The sequence below is a fragment of the Burkholderia sp. MSMB1078WGS genome, assembly GCF_001528895.1.
Classification (GTDB): domain Bacteria; phylum Pseudomonadota; class Gammaproteobacteria; order Burkholderiales; family Burkholderiaceae; genus Burkholderia.
The window spans coordinates 50,588-74,990 of sequence record NZ_LPDI01000110.1 but is presented as its reverse complement, the minus strand read 5'-3'; the positions used below and the strand labels follow the sequence as shown (position 1 = coordinate 74,990).

General features: G+C 69.0%; 23 protein-coding genes. 15 read left to right on the top strand and 8 right to left on the bottom strand.

Annotated elements, in window-relative coordinates; all coding sequences use genetic code 11:
• Positions 1-62 precede the first annotated feature (62 nt).
• Complete coding sequence (locus WT24_RS29595; protein ID WP_034208002.1) at positions 63-455, top strand: methylglyoxal synthase; 393 nt, start codon at positions 63-65, stop codon at positions 453-455.
• 70 nt (positions 456-525) lie between these two features.
• Here WT24_RS29595 and WT24_RS29590 read toward each other — a convergent pair whose 3' ends face one another.
• On the bottom strand, positions 526-933 hold the full coding sequence (locus WT24_RS29590; RefSeq protein ID WP_059791312.1) for a hypothetical protein: 408 nt from the start codon (positions 931-933) through the stop codon (positions 526-528).
• Between the two features lie 273 nt (positions 934-1,206).
• Between WT24_RS29590 and WT24_RS29585 the strand changes: the two genes are divergently transcribed.
• The 14 genes from WT24_RS29585 (at position 1,207) to WT24_RS29515 (ending at position 17,073) form a co-directional block, all read left to right on the top strand.
• A complete protein-coding gene (locus tag WT24_RS29585) occupies positions 1,207-2,181 on the top strand; it encodes a quinone oxidoreductase (protein ID WP_060036773.1) in 975 nt (324 codons plus the stop codon).
• 300 nt (positions 2,182-2,481) lie between these two features.
• Positions 2,482-2,574, top strand: coding sequence for a K(+)-transporting ATPase subunit F (kdpF, locus tag WT24_RS29575; protein WP_060036772.1), 93 nt, complete (start codon positions 2,482-2,484; stop codon positions 2,572-2,574).
• Entirely contained in the window at positions 2,571-4,376 is a 1,806-nt protein-coding gene (kdpA, locus tag WT24_RS29570; protein ID WP_060036770.1) for a potassium-transporting ATPase subunit KdpA, read from the top strand. Before kdpF ends, kdpA begins: the two co-directional genes overlap by 4 nt.
• A 54-nt stretch (positions 4,377-4,430) precedes the next feature.
• Entirely contained in the window at positions 4,431-6,515 is a 2,085-nt protein-coding gene (kdpB, locus tag WT24_RS29565; protein ID WP_059791306.1) for a potassium-transporting ATPase subunit KdpB, read from the top strand.
• A gap of 39 nt (positions 6,516-6,554) precedes the next feature.
• Entirely contained in the window at positions 6,555-7,136 is a 582-nt protein-coding gene (kdpC, locus tag WT24_RS29560) for a potassium-transporting ATPase subunit KdpC (RefSeq protein WP_060036768.1), read from the top strand.
• Between the two features lie 151 nt (positions 7,137-7,287).
• A complete protein-coding gene (locus WT24_RS29555) occupies positions 7,288-10,143 on the top strand; it encodes a DUF4118 domain-containing protein (RefSeq protein WP_060036766.1) in 2,856 nt (951 codons plus the stop codon).
• On the top strand, positions 10,136-10,834 hold the full coding sequence (gene kdpE, locus WT24_RS29550) for a two-component system response regulator KdpE (RefSeq protein WP_060036764.1): 699 nt from the start codon (positions 10,136-10,138) through the stop codon (positions 10,832-10,834). Before WT24_RS29555 ends, kdpE begins: the two co-directional genes overlap by 8 nt.
• Positions 10,835-10,986: 152 nt before the next feature.
• Positions 10,987-11,268 carry a DUF333 domain-containing protein gene (locus tag WT24_RS29545; RefSeq protein ID WP_059791299.1) on the top strand — a complete coding sequence of 94 codons (282 nt, stop codon included), beginning with the start codon at positions 10,987-10,989 and terminating at the stop codon, positions 11,266-11,268.
• Between the two features lie 153 nt (positions 11,269-11,421).
• Positions 11,422-11,742: a quaternary ammonium compound efflux SMR transporter SugE gene (gene sugE, locus WT24_RS29540; RefSeq protein WP_034208737.1), complete on the top strand. Its 321-nt coding sequence runs from the start codon at positions 11,422-11,424 to the stop codon at positions 11,740-11,742.
• 199 nt (positions 11,743-11,941) lie between these two features.
• The gene (locus tag WT24_RS29535; RefSeq protein WP_034207994.1) at positions 11,942-12,559 is read left to right on the top strand and encodes a DUF4126 domain-containing protein; all 618 of its coding nucleotides are present in this window, start codon (positions 11,942-11,944) and stop codon (positions 12,557-12,559) included.
• Positions 12,556-15,171 (top strand): ABC transporter permease, encoded by a 2,616-nt coding sequence (locus WT24_RS29530; protein ID WP_060036762.1) that lies wholly within the window; start codon positions 12,556-12,558, stop codon positions 15,169-15,171. Before WT24_RS29535 ends, WT24_RS29530 begins: the two co-directional genes overlap by 4 nt.
• Positions 15,172-15,212: 41 nt before the next feature.
• Positions 15,213-15,623: a group II truncated hemoglobin gene (locus WT24_RS29525; RefSeq protein WP_059499221.1), complete on the top strand. Its 411-nt coding sequence runs from the start codon at positions 15,213-15,215 to the stop codon at positions 15,621-15,623.
• A gap of 104 nt (positions 15,624-15,727) precedes the next feature.
• On the top strand, positions 15,728-16,459 hold the full coding sequence (locus WT24_RS29520; protein WP_060036760.1) for an alanyl-tRNA editing protein: 732 nt from the start codon (positions 15,728-15,730) through the stop codon (positions 16,457-16,459).
• Complete coding sequence (locus WT24_RS29515) at positions 16,456-17,073, top strand: DUF924 family protein (protein WP_059499223.1); 618 nt, start codon at positions 16,456-16,458, stop codon at positions 17,071-17,073. The genes WT24_RS29520 and WT24_RS29515 overlap by 4 nt, the downstream gene beginning before the upstream one ends.
• 140 nt (positions 17,074-17,213) lie before the next feature.
• Here the strand turns inward: WT24_RS29515 and WT24_RS29510 are convergent, their stop codons facing one another.
• The 7 genes from WT24_RS29510 to WT24_RS29480 form a co-directional block, all read right to left on the bottom strand.
• Complete coding sequence (locus tag WT24_RS29510; RefSeq protein WP_060036758.1) at positions 17,214-19,106, bottom strand: glycosyltransferase family 39 protein; 1,893 nt, start codon at positions 19,104-19,106, stop codon at positions 17,214-17,216.
• Between the two features lie 226 nt (positions 19,107-19,332).
• Entirely contained in the window at positions 19,333-20,094 is a 762-nt protein-coding gene (locus WT24_RS29505; RefSeq protein ID WP_059499225.1) for an SDR family oxidoreductase, read from the bottom strand.
• A gap of 20 nt (positions 20,095-20,114) precedes the next feature.
• Positions 20,115-20,696: a TIGR00730 family Rossman fold protein gene (locus tag WT24_RS29500; RefSeq protein ID WP_059499226.1), complete on the bottom strand. Its 582-nt coding sequence runs from the start codon at positions 20,694-20,696 to the stop codon at positions 20,115-20,117.
• Entirely contained in the window at positions 20,693-21,451 is a 759-nt protein-coding gene (locus WT24_RS29495; RefSeq protein WP_034207986.1) for a TetR/AcrR family transcriptional regulator, read from the bottom strand. The genes WT24_RS29500 and WT24_RS29495 overlap by 4 nt, the downstream gene beginning before the upstream one ends.
• Positions 21,452-21,651: 200 nt before the next feature.
• Positions 21,652-22,188: a diacylglycerol kinase gene (locus WT24_RS29490; protein WP_060036756.1), complete on the bottom strand. Its 537-nt coding sequence runs from the start codon at positions 22,186-22,188 to the stop codon at positions 21,652-21,654.
• Positions 22,185-23,219 (bottom strand): glycosyltransferase family 1 protein, encoded by a 1,035-nt coding sequence (locus WT24_RS29485; protein WP_059499228.1) that lies wholly within the window; start codon positions 23,217-23,219, stop codon positions 22,185-22,187. Before WT24_RS29485 ends, WT24_RS29490 begins: the two co-directional genes overlap by 4 nt.
• 30 nt (positions 23,220-23,249) lie before the next feature.
• The gene (locus WT24_RS29480; protein WP_059499229.1) at positions 23,250-24,188 is read right to left on the bottom strand and encodes a UDP-2,3-diacylglucosamine diphosphatase; all 939 of its coding nucleotides are present in this window, start codon (positions 24,186-24,188) and stop codon (positions 23,250-23,252) included.
• Positions 24,189-24,403: the final 215 nt, after the last annotated feature.

Below are 24,403 nucleotides of genomic sequence, written 5' to 3'. Positions count from 1 at the left end.
GCGCTTTTCGATTCACGACGACGACACAACGAACGAACAACCGAACGACGAAGGAAACGGAGATGAGCAAACCCCGCATCGCATTGATTGCGCACGACGCGAAAAAAGACGAGATCGTCGCGCTCGCGGGCCAGTATCGCGAGACGCTCGCGCAATGCCGGCTGGTCGCGACGGGCACGACGGGCGGCCGTATCGCCGCCGCGCACGGGCTCGACGTCGAGCGCAAGCTGTCGGGGCCGCTCGGCGGCGACCTGCAGATCGGCGCGGAACTGGCCGACGGCCGCGTCGACATCGTCGTGTTCCTGCGCGACCCGATGACCGCGCAGCCGCACGACCCCGACATCACAGCGCTCGTGCGCGCCTGCGACGTGCACGACGTGCCGGTCGCGACCAACGTCGCGACCGCGCGGATGCTGCTCGACGATCTGGCGCGGAACATGCAGGACGTTTGCTAGGCGCGGACCGCGGCCGATTGCCAAGGTGAGTCCCTTTGCACGACTTTGGGGGCGATCTGCCGCTGGCGGATTAGTTGACCGTCTGGATCAGGAGGGTGGCCTGCCCGCTGTTGTCGGCGCAGGCGTCGTCGGTGATGAAGCTCCAGAGGGTGAGGGCCGTCGCGCTGCCGCCCACATCGACGACGGTCGGCTGCTTCGTCACCACCGTACCCCATCGCGCACTACCCATGCCGCCCACCACATGCACGGTATCGATCAGGCAACCGCTCCCGCCCGAGCAGCTCAAGGTATTCGCGGAAAGCGACATGACGTATCGGCCCGGGGCGAGTTGGAACGCGGCGGAATTGCCGTACGACGGGCCTGGCGTGATCGCATTTTGAATGCAGTTTTGCTTCGCATCGATCGTGATCGAGGTAGCGGCTTGCGCGGTGTAGGAGGCAAGGGCAAGCAAAATGGATGCGACGACGGGGATGCGCATGACTGGAATCCTTGGTTTGAGTAGAGGTTTGAGGGCGCGTCTGCATATCGGCACGGCCTGGCCGATCTCTAGCTTAACGGCATGCAGGAACCCGTCTTTAGGCTTTCATGTACGTTCGTAAGGCCGAACCGTTGAGTCGACCCCGGTGACGAATCGAAGCGAGCCGCCTTGTGTTTCCCTGATGTGAGCAGGGAATTTGCCAACGCGCGACAATCATGTGCTCCGTCGTCTGACGGCCGAATCTCCCTGAACTTTCAACCGAGGAGCAAAACGATGCCGAAAGCAATCCGATACGACCAGCCGGGCGGCCCGGACGTGATGAAGTGGGTCGATGTCGACGTCGACGCGCCGAAGTCCGGCGAGGTGCGCATCCGCCAGCACGCGGTCGGGCTCAACTACATCGACGTGTATTTCCGCACGGGCCTGTATCCGCAGCCGCTGCCGGCGGGCCTCGGGATGGAGGCGGCCGGCGAAGTGACGGCCGTCGGCGACGGCGTGAGCGCGCTGAAGGTCGGCGATCGTGTCGCCTACGTCGCGCAGCCGCCGGGCGCGTACGCGCAGGAGCGCGTGCTGCCGGCCGAGAAACTCGTGAAGCTGCCCGACGGTATCGGGTACGACGACGCGGCGTCCGTGATGCTGCAGGGCCTGACCGCGCACTATCTGCTGCGTCGCACGTACCCGGTGAAGGCCGGCGACACGATCCTGATCCATGCGGCGGCCGGCGGCGTCGGGCTGCTCGTGTGCCAATGGGCGAAGGCGCTCGGCGCGACCGTGATCGGCACGGTCGGCTCCGACGAAAAGGCCGAACTCGCGAAGGCGCACGGCTGCGATCACCCGATCGTCTACACGCGCGAAAACTTCACGCAGCGCGTGAAGGAGATCACCCACGGCGCGGGCGTGCCGGTCGTCTACGATTCGATCGGCAAGGACACCTATGTCGGCTCGCTCGACAGCCTCGCGCCGCTCGGCTACTTCGTCAGCTTCGGCAACGCGTCCGGCCCGCTGCCGCCGATCGACTCGAAGGAATTTTCGTCGCGCGGCTCGCTGTTCTTCACGCGGCCGACGCTGTTCTCGTACATCGCGAAGCGCGCCGATCTCGAAGCCGCGGCCGCCGAGCTGTTCGACGTGATCCTGTCGGGCAAGGTGAAGACGAGCATCAACCAGCGCTATCCGCTCGCGGAAGTCGGCCGCGCGCATGCGGATCTGGAAGCGCGCAAGACCACCGGCTCGACGGTCCTCGTTCCCTGACCGTTCCTTGCGTGCCGGCGCCATGCCGGCATGCGCCTTCGCGGGCGGCGCTGCGGCGCCGCCCGTCCTGCCTCCGTTCTTCTCCCGCCTCGCGTTTACACGTTTTTTATATCCGCCGCGATACCTTTGACCCGCCCTTTACGCGCGTTCCCATAACGTTCCAGTCGTCTGATTTCGACGACGGAGAACACAAAAAATGGATGGGGTATTCATCGGCGCCCTGGTGCTTTTCACCGTGCTGATCCTCGGTTTGGTTGCCGGTTGCGAGAAGCTCGCGCAATACGGTCGCGGGGGGCGGGCATGACCTGGATGCTTTGGCTGGCGGGCGTGTCCACCGCGCTGCTGTTCGCGTATCTCGTCTTTGCGCTGCTGCGCGCGGAGGACATCGAATGAACGCGAACAACCTGTTGCAGACGCTGCTGTTCATCGTCGTGCTGCTGGCGGCGGCCGTGCCGGTCGCGCGCTATCTGACGGCGGTGATGGACGGCAGCGCGCGCGTCGTGCGTGTGTTCGGGCCGCTCGAACGTGTGCTGTATCGCGTCGCCGGCGTCGACGCCGGCACCGAGATGAACTGGAAGCAATACGCGGTCGCGACGATCGCGTTCAACGCGCTCGGCGTGCTGTTCCTCTACGGGTTGCTGCGCCTGCAGGGCTTCCTGCCCGGCAACCCGCAGCAGTTCGGCGCGATGACGGCCGACGGCGCGTTCAACACGGCCGTCAGCTTCGTCGCCAACACGAACTGGCAGGACTACACGCCCGAGCAGACCGTCAGCTACCTGACGCAGATGCTCGGCCTGACGGTGCAGAACTTCCTGTCGGCGGCGACCGGCATCGTCGTCGTGATCGCGCTGATCCGCGGCTTCGCGCGCCACACCGCGCAGACCATCGGCAACTTCTGGGTCGACCTGACGCGCGTGACGCTGTACGTGCTCGTGCCGATGGCGGCGCTCGTCGCCGCGCTGCTGATGAGCCAGGGCGTGCTGCAGAACATGAAGGCATACCAGGACGTGCCGGTGTTGCAGGCGAGCACCTATGCGGCGCCGAAGCTCGACGCGCACGGCAACCCGGTGAAGGACGACAAGGGCAACGCGGTCACGGTGCCGACCCCGTTGACGAAGCAGACGCTCGCGATGGGCCCGGTCGCGTCGCAGGAAGCGATCAAGATGCTCGGCACCAACGGCGGCGGCTTCTTCAACGCGAACTCCGCGCACCCGTACGAGAACCCGACGCCGTTCTCGAACTTCGTCGAGATCTTCGCGATCCTGATCATTCCGGCCGCGCTGTGCCTCGTGTTCGGCCGCATGATCGGCGACCGCCGGCAGGGCATCGCGGTGCTCGCGGCGATGACGGTCGCGTTCGCGGTCGCGACCGGCGTCGAGGTGAGCGCCGAGCAGGCCGGCAACCCGACGCTCGCCGCGCTGCACGTCGACCAGTCGGCGAGCGCGCTGCAGCCGGGCGGCAACATGGAAGGCAAGGAAACGCGCTTCGGGATCGCGCAAACCGGCATCTTCACGGTCGCGACGACGGCCGCGTCGTGCGGCGCGGTCGATGCGATGCACGATTCGCTGACGCCGGTCGGCGGCCTCGTGCCGATGCTGCTGATGCAGCTCGGCGAAGTGATCTACGGCGGGGTCGGCTCCGGCCTCTACGGGATGCTCGTGTTCGCGCTGCTCGCGGTGTTCGTCGCGGGCCTGATGATCGGCCGCACGCCGGAATACGTGGGCAAGAAGATCGAGTCGTACGAGATGAAGATGGTGTCGATCGTCGTGCTGCTCACGCCGCTGCTCGTGCTGCTCGGTACGTCGATCGCGGTGTTGGCGGACGCGGGCAAGGCCGGCATCGCGAACCCCGGCCCGCACGGCTTCTCGGAAATCCTCTATGCGTTCAGCTCGGCCGCGAACAACAACGGCAGCGCGTTTGCGGGCCTGACGGTCGGCACGCCGTTCTACAACTGGATGACCGCGATCGCGATGTGGTTCGGCCGCTTCGGCACGATCGTGCCGGTGCTGGCGATCGCCGGCTCGCTCGCCGCGAAGAAACGCATCGCGGTGACGAGCGGCACGCTGCCGACCCACGGCCCGCTGTTCGTCGTGCTGCTGCTCGGCACCGTGCTGCTGGTGGGTGCGCTGACCTACGTGCCGGCGCTCGCGCTGGGCCCGGGCGTCGAGCACCTGATGATGTGGCTGGGCGCGTGACGCGCGCCCGCATGGCGACACATTGAAAAGACTGAAGAGCTTGAAGAGATCGCAATGACTCAACATTCCGCAACACGGTCCATGTTCGATCCGGCGCTGCTGCGCCCGGCGATCGCGGATTCGTTCAAGAAACTCACGCCGCGCACGCAGTTGCGCAACCCGGTGATGTTCTGCGTGTACGTCGGCAGCATCCTGACCACGATCCTGTGGATCGCGGCGCTCGCCGGCCAGGCCGAGGCGCCCGCCGGCTTCATCCTCGCGGTCGCGCTGTGGCTGTGGTTCACGGTGCTGTTCGCGAACTTCGCCGAAGCGCTCGCGGAAGGACGCTCGAAGGCGCAGGCCGCGTCGCTGCGCAGCGCGAAGAAGGACGTGATGGCGAAGAAGCTCAACGAGCCGCATCCGAAGTCGCCGATCCGCATCACGACCGCGTCCGACCTGCGTAAAGGTGACGTCGTGCTCGTCGAGACCGGCGACGTGATCCCGGCCGACGGCGAGGTGCTCGACGGCGTCGCGTCGGTCGACGAATCGGCGATCACTGGCGAATCCGCGCCGGTGATCCGCGAATCGGGCGGCGACTTCTCGTCGGTGACGGGCGGCACGCGCGTGCTGTCGGACTGGATCGTCGTCAAGGTCACCGCGAATCCCGGCGAGGCGTTTCTCGACCGCATGATCGCGATGGTCGAAGGCGCGAAGCGCAAGAAGACACCGAACGAAGTCGCGCTGACGATCCTGCTCGTCGCGCTGACGATCGTGATGCTGCTCGCGACCGCGACGCTGCTGCCGTTCTCGATGTTCTCGGTCGAAGCGATGAAGGCCGGCCACGTGGTGACGATCACCGCGCTCGTCGCGCTGCTCGTGTGCCTGATCCCGACGACGATCGGCGGCCTGCTGTCCGCGATCGGTGTGGCCGGGATGAGCCGGATGATGCAGGCGAACGTGATCGCGACGTCGGGGCGCGCGGTGGAGGCGGCCGGCGACGTCGACGTGCTGCTGCTCGACAAGACCGGCACGATCACGCTCGGCAACCGCCAGGCGTCGACGTTCGTGCCGGCGCCCGGCGTGGCCGAGGAAGCGCTGGCCGATGCCGCGCAACTGTCGTCGCTCGCCGACGAAACGCCGGAAGGCCGCAGCATCGTCGTGCTCGCGAAGGCGCGCTTCGACATTCGCCAGCGCGACATGGCGCAACTGCACGCGACGTTCCTCGGCTTTTCCGCGCAGACGCGGATGAGCGGCGTCGATCTGCCGGGCCGCGAAATCCGCAAGGGCGCGGCCGATGCGATTCGCCGCTACGTCGAGACGCACGGCAGCCGCTTTCCGGAAGAGGTGCGCCGTGCGGTGGACGACGTCGCGCGCCGCGGCAGCACGCCGCTCGTCGTGGCAGACCTGCAGGAAGGGGCGGCGCGCGTGCTCGGCGTGATCGAGCTGAAGGACATCGTGAAGGGCGGCATCAAGGAGCGCTTCGCGGAGCTGCGCAAGATGGGCATCAAGACCGTGATGGTGACGGGCGACAACCGGTTGACGGCCGCGGCGATCGCGGCGGAAGCGGGCGTCGACGATTTCCTCGCGGAAGCGACGCCGGAAACCAAGCTCGCGACGATCCGCGAGCACCAGGCGGCCGGGCGCCTCGTCGCGATGACGGGCGACGGCACCAACGACGCGCCGGCGCTCGCGCAGGCGGACGTCGCGGTCGCGATGAACACCGGCACGCAGGCGGCGAAGGAAGCCGGCAACATGGTCGACCTCGACTCGAACCCGACGAAGCTGATCGAGATCGTCGAGATCGGCAAGCAGATGCTGATGACGCGCGGGTCGCTGACCACGTTCTCGATCGCGAACGACATCGCGAAGTACTTCGCGATCATTCCGGCCGCGTTCGTGACGACGTACCCGCAACTGCGCGTGCTCGACATCATGCACCTGAGCTCGCCGGCGTCCGCGATCCTGTCGGCGGTGATCTTCAACGCATTGATCATCGTCGCGCTGATTCCGCTCGCGCTGAAGGGCGTGACCTACCGGCCGCTCGGCGCCGCGTCGCTGCTGCGCCGCAACCTGCTGGTCTACGGCCTCGGCGGCGTGCTGCTGCCGTTCCCGTTCATCAAGCTGATCGACATGACGCTCGCCGCGCTCGGCTGGGCCTGAGCCGGCCGCACCTAGCCGGCCGCACCCGAAGGAACCATCATGAAATCGTTGATTCGCCCGCTCGTCGTACTGTTCGTCATCCTGACCGCCGTGACGGGGCTCGCTTACCCGGCCGCGATGACCGTGTTCGGTCAGGCCGTGTTCCCGTCGCAGGCCAACGGCAGCCTGATCGAGCAGGACGGCAAGGTCGTCGGCTCCGCGCTGATCGGCCAGCCGTTCGATGCGCCGAAGTATTTCTGGGGCCGGCTGTCGGCCACTGCGCCGATGCCGTACAACGCAGCCGGCTCCGGCGGCTCGAACCTTGGCCCGCTGAACCCGTCGCTCGCCGATCAGGTGAAGGCGCGCCTCGCCGCGCTGCGCGACGCCGGCACCGACCTGTCGAAGCCGGTGCCGGTCGATCTCGTGACGGCGTCGGCGAGCGGCCTCGATCCGGAGATCACGCCGGCCGCCGCCGCGTACCAGGTCGAGCGCGTCGCGAAGGCGCGCAACCTGGCGCCGGACGCGGTCGCGCAACTCGTCGCCGCGAACACGACGGGCCGCCAGTTCGGCGTGCTCGGCGAGCCGCGCGTGAACGTGCTGAAGCTGAACCTCGCGCTCGACGCGGCGCAGGCCGCGCACTGACCGATCGCGCGTACCGGCCGGCATCCGGCGCGCCTGAACCGCGCCGGATGCGCTTTTGCCGACGGCGCGCGCGCCGTCTTTGCCTTTTGCGGTGATTTGGAACCACAATGCTCGTACCCGCGCGCATCCGGGCGCTCCGCTTTCCTCACGCATGAACCGTCCCGATCCCGACCAACTTCTCGACAAGCTGCAGCGAGACGAAGAAAAGCAGCGGCGCGGCCAGCTCAAGATCTTCTTCGGCGCGTCCGCCGGCGTCGGCAAGACCTACGCGATGCTGCAGGCCGCGCGGCAGCGCCGGCAGGAGGACGTCGACGTCGTCGTCGGCATCGTCGAGACCCACGGCCGCGGCGAGACCGCCGCGCTGCTCGACGGCCTCGACGTGCTGCCGCCCGCCCGCATCGACCATCGCGGCCGCACGTTCGCCGAATTCGATCTGGACGGCGCGCTCGCGCGTGCGCCGCAACTGATCCTCGTCGACGAGCTCGCGCATTCGAACGTGCAGGGCGCACGGCACCTGAAGCGCTGGCAGGACGTCTACGAGCTGCTCGACGCGGGCATCGACGTGTATACGACCGTCAACGTCCAGCACCTCGAAAGCCTGAATGACGTGGTCGGCGCGATCACCGGCATCCGCGTGTGGGAGACCGTGCCCGATCGCGTGTTCGACGCGGCCGACGAAGTCACGCTCGTCGACCTGCCGGCCGAGGAGTTGCTCGAGCGCATGCGCGACGGCAAGGTCTATCTCGCGCAGCAGGCCGAGCGCGCGGTGCGCAACTTCTTCCGCAAGGGCAACCTGATCGCGCTGCGCGAGCTGGCGCTGCGGCGCACGGCCGATCGCGTCGACGCGCAGATGCGCGAGTACCGCGCCGATCGTTCGATCCAGCGCATCTGGCAGGCGCGCGAGCGGCTGCTCGTGTGCGTCGGCCCGGGCGCCGAAGCGCCGACGCTCGTGCGCGCGGCGGCGCGCCTGGCCGCGAGCCTGAAGGCCGACTGGATCGCCGTGTACGTCGAGACGCCGCGCCTGCAGCGGCTGCCCGACGCGCGGCGGCAGCGCACGCTCGACGCGCTGAAGCTCGCGGCCGAGCTCGGCGCGGAGACGGCCACGCTCGCCGGCGCCGACGCGGTCGCCGCGCTGATCGGCTATGCGAAGGTGCGCAACGTATCGAAGCTGGTCGCGGGCGGCTCGCCGAAGGTCGGGCTCGCGCGCCGCTTCGCGCGGCCGTTCGGCGAGCAATTGGCGGAACGCGCGGGCGACGTCGACCTGATGCTGATTCGTGCGTCCGCGAGCGACGAGGCGCGCGCCGCGCCGCTCGACGCGCGGGCGCGCGACTGGCGCGATGCGTTCGCGCAGTTCGGCACGCATCGTTCGCCGCCGCGCCATTACGCGTATGCGGCCGCGATCTGCGCGGCGATCACCGTCGTCGCGAGCGTCGTGTCCGGGCGGCTCGACCTCACGAATCTCGTGATGCTGTACCTGCTCGGCGTGGTGTTTTCGGCCGTACGGCTCGGGCGCGGCCCGGGCGTGCTGCAGTCGTTCCTGTCGGTGGCGGCGTTCGATTTCTTCTTCGTGCCGCCGCGCATGTCGTTCTCGGTCAGCGACACGCAATACCTGCTGACTTTCTTCGGGATGCTGCTGACCTCGCTCGTGATCAGCCACCTGACGTCGACGCTCACGCGCCAGGCGATCGTCGCGCAGCGCCGCGAGCGACGCACCGGCGCGATCTACGCGATGGCGCGCGAGCTTGGCGCGGCGCTGACGACCGAGCAGATCGTCGAGATCGGCAGCCGCCACGTGGGCGAGGTGTTCCGCGCACGCGTCGCGTTCCTGCTGCCCGACAGCGCGGACCAGGTACGGCAGAAGATCGAGGAGCCCGATGCGGCCGTCACGCTGGCGGGCGCGGAGCTCGACCGCGACGTCGGCCAGTGGGTGTACGACCAGCAGAAGCCGGCCGGGCGCGGCACCGATACGCTGCCGGCGACGGCCGCGCTGTATCTGCCGCTGAAGGCGCCGATGCGCACGCGCGGCGTGCTCGCGGTCGCATCGCGCGAGCCGCGCGAACTCGAGGTGCCCGAGCAGCAGCGGATGCTCGACGCATTCGCCGCGCAGATCGCGCTCGCGCTCGAGCGCGTGCATTACGTCGAGATCGCGCGCGACGCGCTCGTCAACATGGAGTCCGAGCGGCTGCGCAACTCGCTGCTGTCGGCGATCTCGCACGACCTGCGCACGCCGCTCACGACGATCGTCGGCTTTTCGTCGATGCTCGCGAACGGGCGCGCGGCCGCCGAGGCGGGCGACGCCGCGGCGGCCGCGCGGCTCGCGCAGCGCGAGGGCGAACTCGTCGACGCGATTCACGACGAGGCGCTGCGCATGACGGGCATCGTCACGAACCTGCTCGACATGGCGCGGCTGCAGGCCGGCAGCCTGCAGCTCAAGCGCCAGTGGTCGCTGCTCGAGGAAACCGTCGGCGCCGCGCTCGCCGCATGCCGGCGGGTGCTCGCGCGTCATCCCGTGCGCGTCGCGCTGCCGGCCGACCTGCCGTTGCTGCAGATGGACGCGGTGCTGATGGAGCGGCTGTTCACCAACCTGTTCGAGAACGCGGCGAAGTACACGCCGCCCGATACGTCGCTCGACATCGGCGCGGAGCGCGTGACCGACGACGGGAACCCGTTCGGGAACCCGTTCGTGCGCGTGCACGTCGACGATCACGGCCCCGGCTTGCCGGCCGGCATGGAGGCGCGGATCTTCGAGAAGTTCACGCGCGGCGAGAAGGAGTCGGCCACGCCCGGCATCGGGCTCGGGCTCGCGATCTGCCGCGCGATCGTCGAGGCGCACGGCGGTAAAATCGGCGCGCTCAACCGCGTCGCGCCCGACGGCCGCGTGACGGGTGCGCGCTTCTGGTTCACGCTGCCGGTCGACACGCCGCCGGCCGCGCCCGCCGTGCCCGACGACGAATCCGACCTGCCGGGCGCATCGCCCCCATCCGAGTCATTGCCAGACCATGAGTGAACCCAGCCTGACCGTCGTCCTGATCGAGGACGAAAAGCAGATCCGCCGCTTCGTGCGCGCCGCGCTCGAGGAGGAGGGCATCGCGGTGTTCGAGGCCGAGACGGGCAAGCAGGGGTTGATCGACGCGGCGACGCGCAAGCCCGACCTCGTGATCGTCGACCTCGGCCTGCCCGACACCGACGGCCTCGACGTGATCCGCGAGATGCGCGGCTGGTCCGAGGTGCCGGTGATCGTGCTGTCCGCCCGCACGCAGGAGGAGGAGAAAGTCGCGGCGCTGGACGCGGGCGCCGACGATTACCTGACCAAGCCGTTCGGCGTGTCCGAACTGCGTGCGCGGATTCGCGCGCAACTGCGCCGGCGCAACCAGGGCGGCGCGAACGCGTCGCCGAAGGTGGCCTTCGGCACCGTGACCGTCGATCTCGCGCTGCGCCAGGTGTGGCGCGATGACGCGATCGTGCACCTGACGCCGCTCGAGTACCGGCTGCTCGCGACGCTCGTGCGTCACGCGGGGCGCGTGCTCACGCACCGCCAGTTGCTGCGCGACGTGTGGGGACCATCGCACGTCGAGAGCCATCATTACCTGCGTATCTACATGGCGCACCTGCGCCAGAAGCTCGAGGCCGATCCCGCGCAGCCCGAGCACATCGTCACCGAGACGGGCGTCGGCTATCGGCTCGTCGGCGCGGTGTGACGGGCGATGCGCGGCGGGGCACGCGGCCGAGGTGCCGCGCACCGGCAGGGTTGCGCCGGCGCGACAGTTTCGCGACCGCGGCCGCCCTTGCACACCGGCTGCGCAATCCCCGCTATCCTGACCGTTCCCCGAACGAAAACGAGGAGCGTGCAATGTCCGTCCGTCTGGTCGTCAGCTGTGCGCTGGCGCTGGCTGCGCCCGGCGCGTTCGCCCAGCCGCTGCCGCCCGGGCAGCAGCCGCCCGCGCAGGCGGCGCTGGCCAATCCCGCATCGGTCAACTGCGAGAAGCTCGGCGGTCGCCACGTGATCCGCAGCCTGCCGCGCGGACAGGTCGGCATGTGCATGTTCAAGGATGGCCGCGTGTGCGAGGAGTGGGCGCTGTACCGGGACGACCGCTGCGTCGGCGGCGTCGCGCCCAAGCGCGTGGCGAACTGACCGCGTCCGGCCGGTCGCGCCCCGCATCGGCCGCCGCCGCGGCCCACAGCCGGCAGGTCCGTCAGCCTCTTGTTATACTCGGCGCCGCCCGGGGACGACCCCGGGTCATTCGCTTCAACGGGGACGGCCCCATCCGATATGGAGTACGTCGAGATGGCGTGGGTATGGTTGTTGATCGCCGGTTTGCTGGAAGTGGCCTGGGCGGCCGGCTTGAAATCGTCGGACGGCTTCACGAAGCTCGGTCCGTCGCTGTTTACGATCGTGACGGCGCTGGCCAGCTTCGGGCTGCTCGCGGTCGCGATGCGCCAGTTGCCGCTCGGCACCGCGTACGCGGTGTGGACGGGCATCGGCGCGGTCGGCGCGTTCGTGTTCGGCATCGTGATGATGGGCGAGGCGCTGACCGTCGCGCGTGTCGCGAGCGCGGCGCTGATCGTCGCGGGGCTGGTCGGCCTGAAGCTGTCGTCGGCCGCCTGACGACGGTGTCCCGGGCGCGGCCCCGCCGCGGAATTGCGCCGGCCGCCCGTCCGGCCTGTCTATAATGGAACGCATTCGGGCCTGAATACCGTCGTGCTGCTCGCGGTACGCGGTGCCGGTCGCCACGCGCCGCGCGGCCGGTCTGTCCGACCCGATCCGGTCAATCGGCAAAACGCACGGAAAGTGCAAGGAGAGGGCCATGATCGAAGCCATTTCGCTCGGCGCGGGACTCGCGTGGGCGAGCGGCCTGCGCCTGTACCTGACGGTGCTGATCGCCGGCGTGCTGGCGCGGTTCGGCTGGCTCCACCTGCCCGACACGCTGGCCGTGCTGACATCGCCGTGGGTCATCGGCGCCGCGGCCGTGCTCGCCGTGACCGAATTCCTTGCCGACAAGATCCCCGCGTTCGACTCGCTGTGGGATGCCGTGCACACCTTCATCCGCATTCCGGCCGGCGCCGTGCTCGCGGCCGGCGCGCTCGGCCATGCCGATCCGACCATGCTGGCGGTCGCGGGGCTCGCCGGCGGCTCGCTTGCCGGCGCCGCGCACGTGGCGAAGGCCGGCACGCGCGCGCTGATCAACCTGTCTCCCGAACCGATTTCAAACTGGGTCGCGTCATCGACCGAGGACGGTCTCGTGGTCGGCGGGCTGGTCCTCGCGTTCTTCGTTCCGCTCGCATTCCTCGTGCTGCTCGCCGCGTTCGTCGCGGCGTCGGCATGGGCGCTGCCGCGCCTGTGGCGCGGCGTGTCGGGCGGTTTTCGCGGGATGGCGAATCACATGGTGTCGCGGCTCAACTCGATCGGAGGAAAACGCGATTGAAGGGGCCGCAACACGCGGTGCAGCCGCCGGCCGGGCAACCCGGCCATGACGGGCGCGCGCATGCGGGCCGCTTCGGCCTGCGCGACCTGATCCGCCAGGCTGCCCGGATGACCGCGCGCGACTGGCGCGCGGGCGAACTGACGCTGCTGGTCCTCGCGCTGGTGCTCGCGGTCGCGGCGCTGACGAGCGTCGGCTTTCTCGCCGACCGGCTGCGCCAGGGGCTCGAGCGCGACGCGCGCCAGATGCTCGGCGCCGATTTCGTCGTGCGCGCCGATCGCCCCGTCGATCCGTCGTTCGACCGGCAGGCCCGCGCGCTCGGCCTGCGTACCGCGACGACGGCCATCTTCCCGAGCATGATCGCGTCCGCCGCGGGCGGGCAGGCCGCCGACGCGGCGCCGTCGCGCCTCGCGGCCGTGAAGGCCGTGTCGCCCGGCTATCCGCTGCGCGGCGCGGTCGAGATCCTGCCGGCCGGCGCGACCGTCGCGCGGAAGGCGACCGCGATTCCCGCGCCCGGCACCGTATGGGCCGACCCGGCGCTGCTCGACGCGCTGCACCTCAAGGCGGGCGATACGGTGCGGGTCGGGCTGCGCACGTTTACGGTCGCCGCCGCGATTGCCCGCGAGCTCGATCGCGGCTTTTCGTTCGTCAATTTTTCCCCGCGGCTGATGATGCGCGCGGACGAACTCGCCGCGACCGGGCTCACGGGCTACGGCAGCCGCGTCACGTACCGGCTGCTGGTCGCCGGCGACGCACCGGCCGTCGCGCGCTTCGAAGCGTATGCACACGCGCGCGTCGACGGCGGGAAACTGCGCGGCGTCGGGCTCGAGTCGTTGCAGGAAGGGCAGCCGCAGGTGCGGCAGACACTGGATCGCGCACGCCATTTCCTGACGCTCGTCGCCTTGCTGACCGCGCTGCTCGCGGCGGTCGCGATTGCGATGGCCGCGCAGCGCTACATGCGGTGCCATCTCGACGGCTGCGCGACGATGCGCTGCCTCGGCGTGAGCCGCCGCACGCTCGGCGCGCTGTTCGCGCTCGAATTCGCCGGCGTCGGCATCGTGTCGGGCGCCGCGGGCGCGGTGCTCGGCTATGGCGGCCACTGGGCGTTGCTGGCCGCGCTCGGCAGCCTGATCGACGTCGTGCTGCCGCCGCCGACGCTGTGGCCGGCGCTGATCGGCATGGGCGCCGCGCTCGTGCTGCTGCTCGGTTTCGCGCTGCCGCCGCTCGTGCCGCTCACGCGCGTGCCGCCGGTGCGCGTGCTGCGGCGCGAGTGGGGCGATGCATCGCGCACCGCGTGGGCCGCGTATGCGATCGGTGTCGTGCTGTTCGCGGGGCTGCTGATCGCGGCTGCCGGCAACCTGAAACTCGGCCTGATCGTCGCGGGCGGCTTCGCCGGCGCGCTGGTCGGGTTCGCGCTGATCGCCCGGCTCGTGCTGTTCGCGGCCGCGCGCGCGGTGCGCGATGCGCGCGTGGCCGCGGGCGTCGGCTGGCGATACGCGCTGGCGTCGCTGCACCGGCGCGGCACGGCCAGCGCGCTGCAGATCACCGCGCTCGCGCTCGGCCTGATGTGCCTGCTGCTGATCGCGATCACGCGCAACGACCTCGTGGCGGGCTGGCGGCAGTCGACGCCGCCCGACGCGCCAAACCAGTTCCTGATCGACATCCAGCCAGACCAGCGCGCCGATGTCGCCGCCTATCTGGCCGCGCACGGCGTGCGTGACGCCGTACCGGCGCCGATGGTGCGCGGCCGCCTCGTCGCGATCAACGGCAAGCCGGTGAATCCGGACGCGTACCCGTCCGAAGAGGCCCGCCGGCTCGTCGATCGCGAATTCAACTTGTCGTATACGACCGAGCTGCCGTCCGACAACCGGATCGTCGAAGGCGACTGGTTCGGTACTGCGGCCACGCCGCAGATCTCGATCGAAGCCGGCCTGGCCAAGACGCTGAACGTGAAGCCGGGCGACACGCTGCGCTTCGACGTGACGGGGCTGACGGTCGATGCGCCCGTCACGAGCGTGCGCAAGCTCGACTGGGGCTCGTTCCGCGTCAACTTCTTCGTGCTGATGCCGCCGCCGGTGCTGAAGGATTTTCCGGCCGTCTATCTGACGAGCTTCCATCTGCCGGCATCGGACGCCGCGCTGCTCGATCCGCTGATCGCGCGCTACCCGAACCTGACCGCGATCGACGTCGCGCCGATCCTCGCGCAGTTGCAGCGGATGATGCTGCAGGTGGTCGGGGCGGTGCAGTTCCTGTTTGCGTTCACGCTCGCGGCCGGCGTGCTCGTGCTGTATACGGCGCTCGCCGGCTCGCGCGACGAGCGCGTGCGCGAGGCCGCGCTGCTGCGCGCGCTCGGCGCGTCGCGCGCGCAGGTCAATGCGGTGCAGCGCGCGGAATTCATCGTGGTCGGCGCGCTGGCCGGCGCGCTCGCGTCGGCGGGCGCGATCGCGGTCGGCTGGGTGCTCGCGTCGCGCGTGTTCGACTTCCAGCTCGCCGTCGATCCGTGGCTCGTGCCGGCCGGCATCGCGGCCGGCGTCGTCTGCGCCGGTGCGGCCGGCTGGCTGAGCCTGCATAATGTGTTGCGGCGCCCCGCGCTGCAGTCGCTGCGCGACGCCTGAGCGTCGCCGCAGCCCGAAGATCCCGTTTTCCGACAATCCGTATGACCGATGTGAATGACGATGCGCCGTCGCAGCCGACGGCGTTCGAACTCGTGGGCGGCGAAGCCCGCGTGCGCGAAATGGTGGACCGCTTCTACGACCTGATGGACCTCGAACCCGAGTTCGCGCAGATTCGTGCGCTGCATCCGCAGTCGCTCGACGGGTCGCGCGACAAGCTGTTCTGGTTCCTGTGCGGCTGGCTCGGCGGCCCCGACCACTACATCAGCCGGTTCGGCCATCCCCGGCTGCGCGCGCGGCACCTGCCGTTCCCGATCGCGTCGGTCGAGCGCGACCAGTGGCTGCGCTGCATGGCGTGGGCGATGGAGGATGTCGGGTTGCCGGAGCCGCTGCGCGAGCGGCTCATGCATTCGTTCTACGACACGGCCGACTGGATGCGCAACCGGCCCGGTTGATCGACCGGTACGCCGCTGCCCGCGTGCGGGACGATCTGCGTCTGGGCGCCCGTGCAGCCCGGCGCGACACTGGCCGTTTCCCCCATCGATACGAGGTTCCCTCGATGACGACACAAGCGCTGTTTCGCGAAGACGCGTACCTCACGCAATGCGAGGCGATCGTCCAGGCCGTCGGCGACGATGGCATCCGGCTCGATCGCACGGTGTTCTATCCGCTCGGCGGCGGCCAGGCCGGCGACGCCGGCACGCTGACGCTGCCCGACGGCAGCACGATCGCGATTGCCGATACGCGCAAGGCGAAGTTCGACGGCGCGACGCCCGACGACGCCGTGCACGTGCCCGCGCCGGGCCAGGAGGCGCGCGTGGCGACGCTTGCTCCCGGCACGCGCGTGGTTGCCGCGATCGACTGGCTGCGCCGCTACCGGCACATGCGCCTGCACACGGCCGCGCACCTGATGTGCGCGGTGCTGCCGTACGCAGTCGACGGCTGCAGCGTGACGGCCGACTACGTGCGGCTCGATTTCGCGACGTCCGACGCGATCGACCGCGACGACGTCGAGCGGCGCCTCGCGAGCCTCGTCGGCGGCGCGCATCCGGTCACGACCGAATGGATCACCGACGACGAGATGGCCGAGCGGCCCGAACTCGTGCGCACGATGAGCGTGAAGCCGCCGATGGGCCTCGGCCGCGTGCGGCTGCTGCGCATCGAAAACGTCGACCTGCAGCCGTGCAGCGGCACGCATGTGCGCAACACGTCCGAAATCGGCGGGCTGCGGGTCGCGAAACTGGAAAAGAAGAGCGCGCGCACACGGCGCCTCGTACTGGAGTTTGCATGACGATCGATACCGGGAAAGCGGGCGCGGCGGCGCTCGATCCACAGGCACGAGAGATTCTCGATTTCTGGTTCGGTGAGCCGGGCTCGGCCGAATTCGGGCACGAACGCAAGATCTGGTTCAACGGCGGTGCGGCGTTCGACGACGTGCTGCGCACGCGTTACGGCGCGCTGCTCGACGCCGCGTGCGACGGCGCCTGCGATCACTGGGCCGGTTCGCCGGAGGGCGCGCTGGCGTTGATCGTCGTACTCGACCAGTTCTCGCGCAACATCCATCGCGGCACGCCGCGCGCGTTTGCCGCCGATCCGAAGGCGCTCGCGCTCGCCCGTCGCGTCGTCGCGGCCGGCTGGGACGCGCAGTTGCCGAGCGGACATCATCGGGCGTTCGCGTATCTGCCGTTCGAGCACGACGAATCGGTCGAGAGCCAGCGCGAGGCCGTGCGCCTGTGCGCGGGCATCCGCGACGAGGCCGGGTGCGAGGGTTATCACCGCTTCGCGTTGCTGCATGCGGCGGTCGTCGAGCGCTTCGGCCGCTTTCCGCACCGGAACGCGATTCTCGGTCGCGCGTCGACCGACGAGGAAACGGCGTTTCTGCGGGAGCCCGGTTCGTCGTTCTGACGATCGGGTGTGACGACGGAAGGGGCGGCGAGTCCGTGACGCTGGCGGATTCGTGCCGCCGGCCGGCATCGCGCAAAGCGCGCGGCCTGTGCCGAAGGGGAAAGTAACGGCGGCAGGACGGCGTATCGCGCCGCCCGGTGTCACTGCAGGTGCTGTTCGGGCGTGCGTACGTAGACGCGCAGCAGTTCCGCGTTGTCGCCCGGGCGGGCGCCGGTCCAGAACAGCTTCCATTCGTTGCCGGGCGCCGGATCGACGGCCCGTACGCCCTGCACGATCATCCACGTGCAGCGCGTCGTCTTCGCGTCGTCGATCGGCGTGTGCTGGATGCCGGAGAAGTAGTACAACATCGGCGCTTCCGATTCGCCGAGCCCGTGCAGGCTCGCCATGCAGTCGCCGTCGTTCCATTCGAGCGCGAGATGCGCGTTCAGGTCGTCGAACACCGAGCGATAGCTCTTCGCGACGTCGAGCCACGGCAGCAGCAGCGTATAGATCAGCCCCCACGCGACGAGCGCGCCGGCGCCCCACGACAGCGCGCCGCGCCACAGGCCCGTCGTGCGCAGCAACGGCAGCAGCGTCAGCCAGCCGACCGTCAGCGCGAGCGCGCCGGTCACGAGCGCGGGCTGGATCGGCATCGTCCAGTCGAGCGGCAGCCAGCGGCCGAGTAGCGCGAGATCGGCATGCGACGCAGCCGGATCGGCCATCACCGCCCAGATCGCCCATGCGAGCACGACGACCGTGCCGAACAGGATGCGGCTCAGGTAATCCCACGCGAGATGCAGCCGGCGCGGCAGGCGGTCGATCGCCTGCGCGGCGACCAGCGCGAGCGGGGCGAAGAACGGCAGGATGTAGAGCTGGCGCGACGTCGCGGACACCTGCAGCACCACGAGCCCGATGCCGGCGAACAGCACGGGCAGCGCGATGCGCGGCGCGCGCCAGTCGCGCCATGCGCCGCGGGCGAGCGCGACGATCGCGAGCGGCGCGACCGGGAAGCCGACGAGCAGGAACGCACGCAGGATGAAGAACGGCTTGTCGTTTTCGGCGCCCAGTTCGGGAACGGAGAAGCCGAAGAAGCGGCCGACGTTGTTGTCCCAGAACCACGTCATGAACAGCGTTTCCGAGCGCAGGAACAGGGCGGTCGGCCAGATCAGCGCGAACGGCGCGAACACGAGTGCGGCAGTGCCGAGCGCGCGTGCGAACGAGCGGGTGCGGCAGGCCGGATAGAGCGCCAGCGTGCAGGAAAGCGTGGCCGCGAATACGAGCGGCACGAACAGCCCCTTCGCCATCAATGCGACGCCGACGCCCGCGCCGAAGATCGGCGCGGCCCAGCGGCTCGCCGGATGCGCCGGCAGCCCGTGCCGCATCTGCTGCGCACGTGCGACGTGCTGCATCACGAGTTCGAGCAGCCCGCAGAACCCCATTGCCGTGCCGGCAAACAGCGCGACGTCCGTCATCATGTCGTGCACGTGCTTGATGACGACGAGCGTGCCCGCGCTCAGCACGACCGGGCCGAGCACGCGCAGGTCGAACCAGTCGTCCGCCCGGCTGGCCACGCGGGCCGCGCGCGCGATGAAGCCGAACGCGAGCGCGGCGAACAGCGCGCTCGCGAGGCGCGCCGCGTCGTGCAGCGGCATCACGCGCTGCAGCAGCCACGCGAGGCTGGTCGCGACCCACGCGTAAAGCGGCGGCTTTTCCATGAACGGCAGGCCGGCATTGGTCGGCACGACGAAGTCGCCGGTCTCGAGCATGTGCTGGATGATGCCGAACGTATAGGTTTCGTCCTGTTTCCACGGATCGTGCCCGAGCACGCCGGGCAGCGTGTACGCACACACCAGTGCGACGACGAACAGCCATGTGCGCCAGCCGAGCAGCAGCGAGCGCTCGCGTGGGGTGTGGGTGACGGCGATCGACGCGGCGACGGGCGTGCCGGCGACGTCCAGCGTCGCGATGACGTCGGTATCGGCGGTCGAGCGGGTGTGCGCAGCCGGGGCGGGCACGGGCGTGCGTCGCCGGCTGGGCGCTGCGGTTCCAGGCATGGAAAAGATCTCGGGTCGAGCGAGCCGGTCCGGCGACATGGGCAGGACCGATAAGGGGCTATATCCGGGTAACGGACAGCGTGTTCAAGACACCCGTCCGAATGCCCGCTAGTAAAACACGGAATTGTTACGGACGTTTACTGAAACTGTCACGGAATTGTGGAGATTTGTGGCGCTGTGACCACGGGGCGGTTTCGACCGCCGTATTGTTGCGCCGCACGTCAGCTTAGCGGCCGCCGCCGACGTCGAGCAGGGCGCCTGTCGTGTAGGACGCCGTATCGCCGAGCAGCCACACGATCGCCTCGGCGATCTCCTGCGCTTCGCCCGCGCGACCGAGCGGTGTCTGCGCGCCGAGACGGGCCGCACGGTCCGGCTGGCCGCCGCTTGCATGAATGTCGGTCTCGATCAGGCCGGGGCGCACCGCGTTCACGCGCACGCCGTGCGGGCCGAGTTCCTTTGCCAGGCCGATCGTCAGCGAATCGACCGCGCCTTTCGAGCCCGCGTAGTCGACGTACTCGTTCGGCGAGCCGAGCCGCGACGCGATCGACGACACGTTGACGATCGCGCCGCCGCGGCCGCCGCGGTCGGTGGACAGCCGGCGCGCGGCTTCGCGCGCACACAGGTAGGCGCCGAGCACGTTGGTATCGAACATCCGCCGCAGCCGGTCGACCGGCATGTCGGCGAGCGGCATCGACGGCGCGACGATGCCTGCATTGTTGACCAGTGCGTCGAGCCGCCCGAATTCGGCGGCAACGGTGTCGAACATCGCGACGACGTCCGCCTCGTTCGCGACATCGCCCGCGACGATGCACGCGCGGCCGCCCGCGTCGCGCACGGCCTGCGCGGTCCGTTCGGCCGCCGCCGCGTCGCGCGCGTAGTTGATGCCGACGTCCCAGCCGCGTTCGGCCGCGAGCACGGCGGTCGCGCGGCCGATGCCACGGCTCGCGCCGGTGATGAGGACGGCCTTGCGGTCGGACGGTGCGGTCATCGTGCGGGTTCCGGTGAGGGTTACTTCGCTGCGTCGGGTGCCCACTTGTCGCGGGCGGGCGGCTGGTAGCGGCGCAGCCGCTCGATCAGCCCGGCGGGTTCCGATTCGACGCACAGCGCGTCGAAGTAGGCCGGCCGCATGAAGCCTTCGTCGACCGTATGGCGCAACAGCGCGATCAGCGGATCGTAGAACGCATCGATGTTGTAGAGCGCGACGGGCTTGCGGTGATAGCCGAGCTGCGCCCACGTGTAGACCTCGAAGAGCTCCTCGAGCGTGCCGGCGCCGCCGGGCATCGCGACGAACGCATCGGAGAGGTCGGCCATCATCTTCTTGCGATGGTGCATGTCGGGCACCACGTGCAGTTCCGACAGCCCCGTATGGCCGACTTCCTTGTCGACGAGCAGCTCGGGGATCACGCCGACCGCACGGCCGCCGGCCGCCATCACTTCGTCGGCGATCACACCCATCAGGCCGACGCGGCCGCCGCCGTACACGAGCGTGAGGCCCTCGTCGACCAGCGCGCGGCCGAATGCGCGCGCGGCATCGGCATAGACGGGCCGCACGCCGGACGACGAGCCGCAGTAAACGCAGACCGCCTTCATTGCTTGGCGTCCTTGGCGGCGGCTTGACCGGTGGCGACGGGCCCGCCGGCCGGGCGCGGCGAACCGTCGCGCGGCGGCAGGTAGTCGGAGAACTGGCGCTTGGGCAGCTTGCCGGAGACCAGGTCGTCGAACAGCTGGCGCGAGCGGCCGCGCAGGTACGGGGCCATGATCGAGATCACGTGCATGCTCACCTGGTGCAGCTCTTCGCGGATCGCGTCCTGGTCGTTGTATTTGCGCGGATGCATCACGTACTGGTACGACAGCCAGTACGTCGAGATCACCGCCATGTTGGTCGCGATGACTTCGATCTCGGCGGGCGTCGCGACCATTTCGGCGTCGGAGACGAGCAGCTCGCACATGTCGTGCGCGAAGCGCACCTTGTGGCTGATGATCTGCTTGAAGTGCGTCTCGAGCGTGCGGTTGCGTGCGAGCAGGTCGTTGAGGTCGCGATACAGGAACCGGTAGGTCCACATGAAATCGGCCATGTACTGCAGGTACGACCAGGTTTCGTCGATCGTCGGACGGTGATCTTCGGGGAAGCGCAGCCGCCGTTCGATCTGCTGCTCGAACTGCGCGAAGATGCTGTTGATGATGTCGTCCTTGTTGCGGAAATGGTAGTACAGGTTGCCTGGACTGATTTCCATTTCCTCGGCGATCGTCGTGGTGGTGACGTTCGGCTCGCCGATCTCGTTGAAGAGTTTCAACGACAACTCGAGAATCCGTTCGCGGGTGCGGCGGGGAGGTTTCGCTTCCATGTCGTCCGGCCCTGTGTGTGCCGGACTGGCGGGCGCTGCAATCGATGCTGCGTGATTCGTCCGGCGCGGGTTGCTGTTCTATGTCTAGCGGACGATTATAAACCGGGGTTTCGCCACATCGGGGCATTTCGTGATCGCGGCCCCGCGCGGCGCATGGTGCGGCGCCGCATGCGGGTGGCCGGGGCAGGCGCCCGGCAGGGCTAGAAGCCGAGCCAGCGTGCGGCGACCGGGCCGAGCACGAAGCCCCAGGTCGTCACGCACGCGAACAGCGCGACCGTCACGGCCGCGCTGCCGAGGTCCTTCGCGCGCTTCGAGAGTTCGTGGCGCTCGAGCGAGATGCGGTCGATCGCGGCTTCGACGCTCGAGTTCAGCAGCTCGACGATCAGCACCAGCAGCACCGAGGCGATCAGCAGCGCGCGCGACGCGGCCGGCACCGGCGCGAAGGCGCCGATCGGCAGCATCAGCGCGGCGAGCGTGAGCTCCTGGCGAAACGCGCTTTCCTCGCGGATCGCGACGCGAAAGCCGTTCAGCGAATGCTTGAGCGCGAACCACGCACGCGTGATGCCGCGGTGGCGCTTGTACGGGTTCGGCGGCAGCGGTGTCAGCCGATCGTCGGGGCCGAGCGGCTCGTGCGGATGCGCGTCCGTTTCGGCGTGCGGCTCTTCCTCGTCGAACGGCCGGTGCCGTTGCGGCGTTGCGTTAAAGGGCGGGGTCTTGTCGTTCAGGTCTCGTTTCAAACGGCGGCACCTTCGGCGGGCGAGTACGCGGTCTTCGGCAGCGGCTTCAGATGCGACGCGAACTGCTCGGATGCCGCGCGCCACGAGAAGCGTTCCGCCCACGCGCGCGCAGTCGTGCGTTCGATCTTCAGCGCCTCGAGGCAGGCTTCCTGCAGGTCCTCGTGCATCGCGCCGGCGTCGCCTCCGCTGAGCACGTCGATCGGGCCCGTGACGGGATACGCGGCCACCGGCGTGCCGCAGGCGAGCGCCTCGAGCAGCACGAGGCCGAACGTGTCGGTGCGACTCGGGAACACGAACACGTCGGCCGCAGCATACACCTTCGCGAGTTCGGCCTGCGACAGCACGCCGAGATAGTTCGCCTCCGGGTAGCGCGACTTCAGCTCCGCGAGCGCGGGGCCTTCGCCCGCGACCCATTTCGAGCCGGGCAGATCGAGGCGCAGGAACGCCTCGACGTTCTTCTCGATCGCGACGCGGCCCACGTACAGGAAGATCGGCCGCGCGGTGTTGAGCACCTTCGACTCCATCGGATGGAAGATGTCGAGATCGACGCCGCGCGTCCACAGCACCACGTTCGTGAAGCCGTATTTCTCGAGATCCTGCTTGACGACCGGCGTCGGCGCCATCACCGCGAGCGACGGGCCGTGGAACCAGTGCAGGAAGCGGTAGGTCGCGGCGAGCGGAATACCGAAGCGCGCCTGCACGTATTCCGGAAAGCGCGTGTGGTAGGCGGTCGTGTACGGCAGCTTGCGGGCGCGTGCATAGCGCCGGGCGGCCAGTCCGAGCGGGCCTTCGGTCGCGATGTGCAGCGCGTCGGGCGCGAACGCATCGATCCGCGCGCGCAGCTTGCGGTACGGCAGGATCGACAGGCGGATCTCGGGGTAGGTCGGGCAGGGCACCGTGCGGAATTCCAGCGGCGTCAGCAGTTCGACGCGGTGGCCGAGCGCCGTGAGTTCGCGCGACGTGCTTTTCAGCGTGCGCACGACGCCGTTGACCTGCGGTTCCCACGCATCGGTGACGATCATGATCTTCATCGCGGCATCTGTCCTGTAAGTAAGGTTGTGTCAGGCAGCGGCCTTGGCCTTGCGCGACGTGGTCTCCGACGGCGCGGAGCGCATCACCGTCCAGTAGACGATCTTCAGTTCGCCTTCCATCGTTTCGACGAGCGCGGACAGGCTTTCGACCCAGTCGCCGTCGTTGCAGTACAGCACGCCGTCGATGTCGCGGATCTCGGCCTTGTGGATATGGCCGCACACGACGCCGTCGCAGCCGCGGCGGCGGGCCTCGTCGGTCATCACGGTCTCGAACTGCGAGATGAAGTTGACCGCGTTCTTCACCTGGTGCTTCAGGTACTGCGACAGCGACCAGTACTGGAAGCCCAGCCGGCTGCGGATCCGGTTGAACCAGCGGTTCAGCACGAGGATCAGCGTGTAGAGCGTGTCGCCGAGGTACGCGAGCCATTTCGCGTGCTGGATCACGCCGTCGAACAGGTCGCCGTGCACGATCCACAAACGTTTGCCTGCGAGCGTCGTGTGGAATGCCTCGCCGCGCACCTGGATGTCGCCGAACGCGAGATCGCAGAACTGCCGCGCGCCTTCGTCGTGGTTGCCGGGGATGTAGACCACCTGCGTGCCCTTGCGCGCCTTGCGCAGGATCTTCTGCACGACGTCGTTGTGCGCCTGCGGCCAGTACCAGCCTTTCTTCAGCTGCCAGCCGTCGATGATGTCGCCGACGAGGTACAGGTATTCCGAGTCGTTGTGACGCAGGAAGTCCAGCAGGTAGGGTGCCTGGCAGCCGCTCGAGCCGAGGTGGATGTCGGACAGCCAGATGGTGCGGTAGCGATGGGCGGACGGTTCAGGGTCCTCGTGCTGCGTGGTGTGCGCGACGGGCGGCTTTTGCGACACCACGCCGTCGGTTGCCCCCGAGCCGGACAGGAACGCAGTGGCGGCGCGAGCGCCGATGGGGTGACGAAACAGTGAGGTCGCGGACGTTTTCTGGCCCATGCATGACTCGCGCCGGTTGACATTACCGGCATTCCGCCATGCGGGCGTGACTGTGCCGTGACAGTCACGAGACGTTCTTATTACGGCCGTTGAAGGGTGTTTAGCAGTGAATGGACAGGCGTTGCGTAACCTGCCGCACCGAACGATCGTCGCTTGTCCGGCACGGCCGTCCGGCTCGACGAGCGCACCGGACGAGCGGATTTCATCTGACGAAT

Excerpts from the sequence above, each read along its gene's own strand:
- WT24_RS29495 (WP_034207986.1), bottom strand. The coding sequence starts at position 21,451 with ATGGAAGCGAAACCTCCCCGCCGCACCCGCGAACGGATTCTCGAGTTG.
- WT24_RS29515 (WP_059499223.1), top strand. The coding sequence starts at position 16,456 with ATGACGATCGATACCGGGAAAGCGGGCGCGGCGGCGCTCGATCCACAG.
- WT24_RS29505 (WP_059499225.1), bottom strand. The coding sequence starts at position 20,094 with ATGACCGCACCGTCCGACCGCAAGGCCGTCCTCATCACCGGCGCGAGC.
- WT24_RS29595 (WP_034208002.1), top strand. The coding sequence starts at position 63 with ATGAGCAAACCCCGCATCGCATTGATTGCGCACGACGCGAAAAAAGAC.
- kdpC (WP_060036768.1), top strand. The coding sequence starts at position 6,555 with ATGAAATCGTTGATTCGCCCGCTCGTCGTACTGTTCGTCATCCTGACC.
- kdpB (WP_059791306.1), top strand. The coding sequence starts at position 4,431 with ATGACTCAACATTCCGCAACACGGTCCATGTTCGATCCGGCGCTGCTG.
- WT24_RS29555 (WP_060036766.1), top strand. The coding sequence starts at position 7,288 with ATGAACCGTCCCGATCCCGACCAACTTCTCGACAAGCTGCAGCGAGAC.
- WT24_RS29525 (WP_059499221.1), top strand. The coding sequence starts at position 15,213 with ATGACCGATGTGAATGACGATGCGCCGTCGCAGCCGACGGCGTTCGAA.
- WT24_RS29520 (WP_060036760.1), top strand. The coding sequence starts at position 15,728 with ATGACGACACAAGCGCTGTTTCGCGAAGACGCGTACCTCACGCAATGC.
- sugE (WP_034208737.1), top strand. The coding sequence starts at position 11,422 with ATGGCGTGGGTATGGTTGTTGATCGCCGGTTTGCTGGAAGTGGCCTGG.
- WT24_RS29585 (WP_060036773.1), top strand. The coding sequence starts at position 1,207 with ATGCCGAAAGCAATCCGATACGACCAGCCGGGCGGCCCGGACGTGATG.
- WT24_RS29545 (WP_059791299.1), top strand. The coding sequence starts at position 10,987 with ATGTCCGTCCGTCTGGTCGTCAGCTGTGCGCTGGCGCTGGCTGCGCCC.
- WT24_RS29510 (WP_060036758.1), bottom strand. The coding sequence starts at position 19,106 with ATGCCTGGAACCGCAGCGCCCAGCCGGCGACGCACGCCCGTGCCCGCC.
- kdpA (WP_060036770.1), top strand. The coding sequence starts at position 2,571 with ATGAACGCGAACAACCTGTTGCAGACGCTGCTGTTCATCGTCGTGCTG.
- WT24_RS29485 (WP_059499228.1), bottom strand. The coding sequence starts at position 23,219 with ATGAAGATCATGATCGTCACCGATGCGTGGGAACCGCAGGTCAACGGC.
- kdpE (WP_060036764.1), top strand. The coding sequence starts at position 10,136 with ATGAGTGAACCCAGCCTGACCGTCGTCCTGATCGAGGACGAAAAGCAG.
- WT24_RS29480 (WP_059499229.1), bottom strand. The coding sequence starts at position 24,188 with ATGGGCCAGAAAACGTCCGCGACCTCACTGTTTCGTCACCCCATCGGC.
- WT24_RS29500 (WP_059499226.1), bottom strand. The coding sequence starts at position 20,696 with ATGAAGGCGGTCTGCGTTTACTGCGGCTCGTCGTCCGGCGTGCGGCCC.
- kdpF (WP_060036772.1), top strand. The coding sequence starts at position 2,482 with ATGACCTGGATGCTTTGGCTGGCGGGCGTGTCCACCGCGCTGCTGTTC.
- WT24_RS29590 (WP_059791312.1), bottom strand. The coding sequence starts at position 933 with ATGCGCATCCCCGTCGTCGCATCCATTTTGCTTGCCCTTGCCTCCTAC.
- WT24_RS29535 (WP_034207994.1), top strand. The coding sequence starts at position 11,942 with ATGATCGAAGCCATTTCGCTCGGCGCGGGACTCGCGTGGGCGAGCGGC.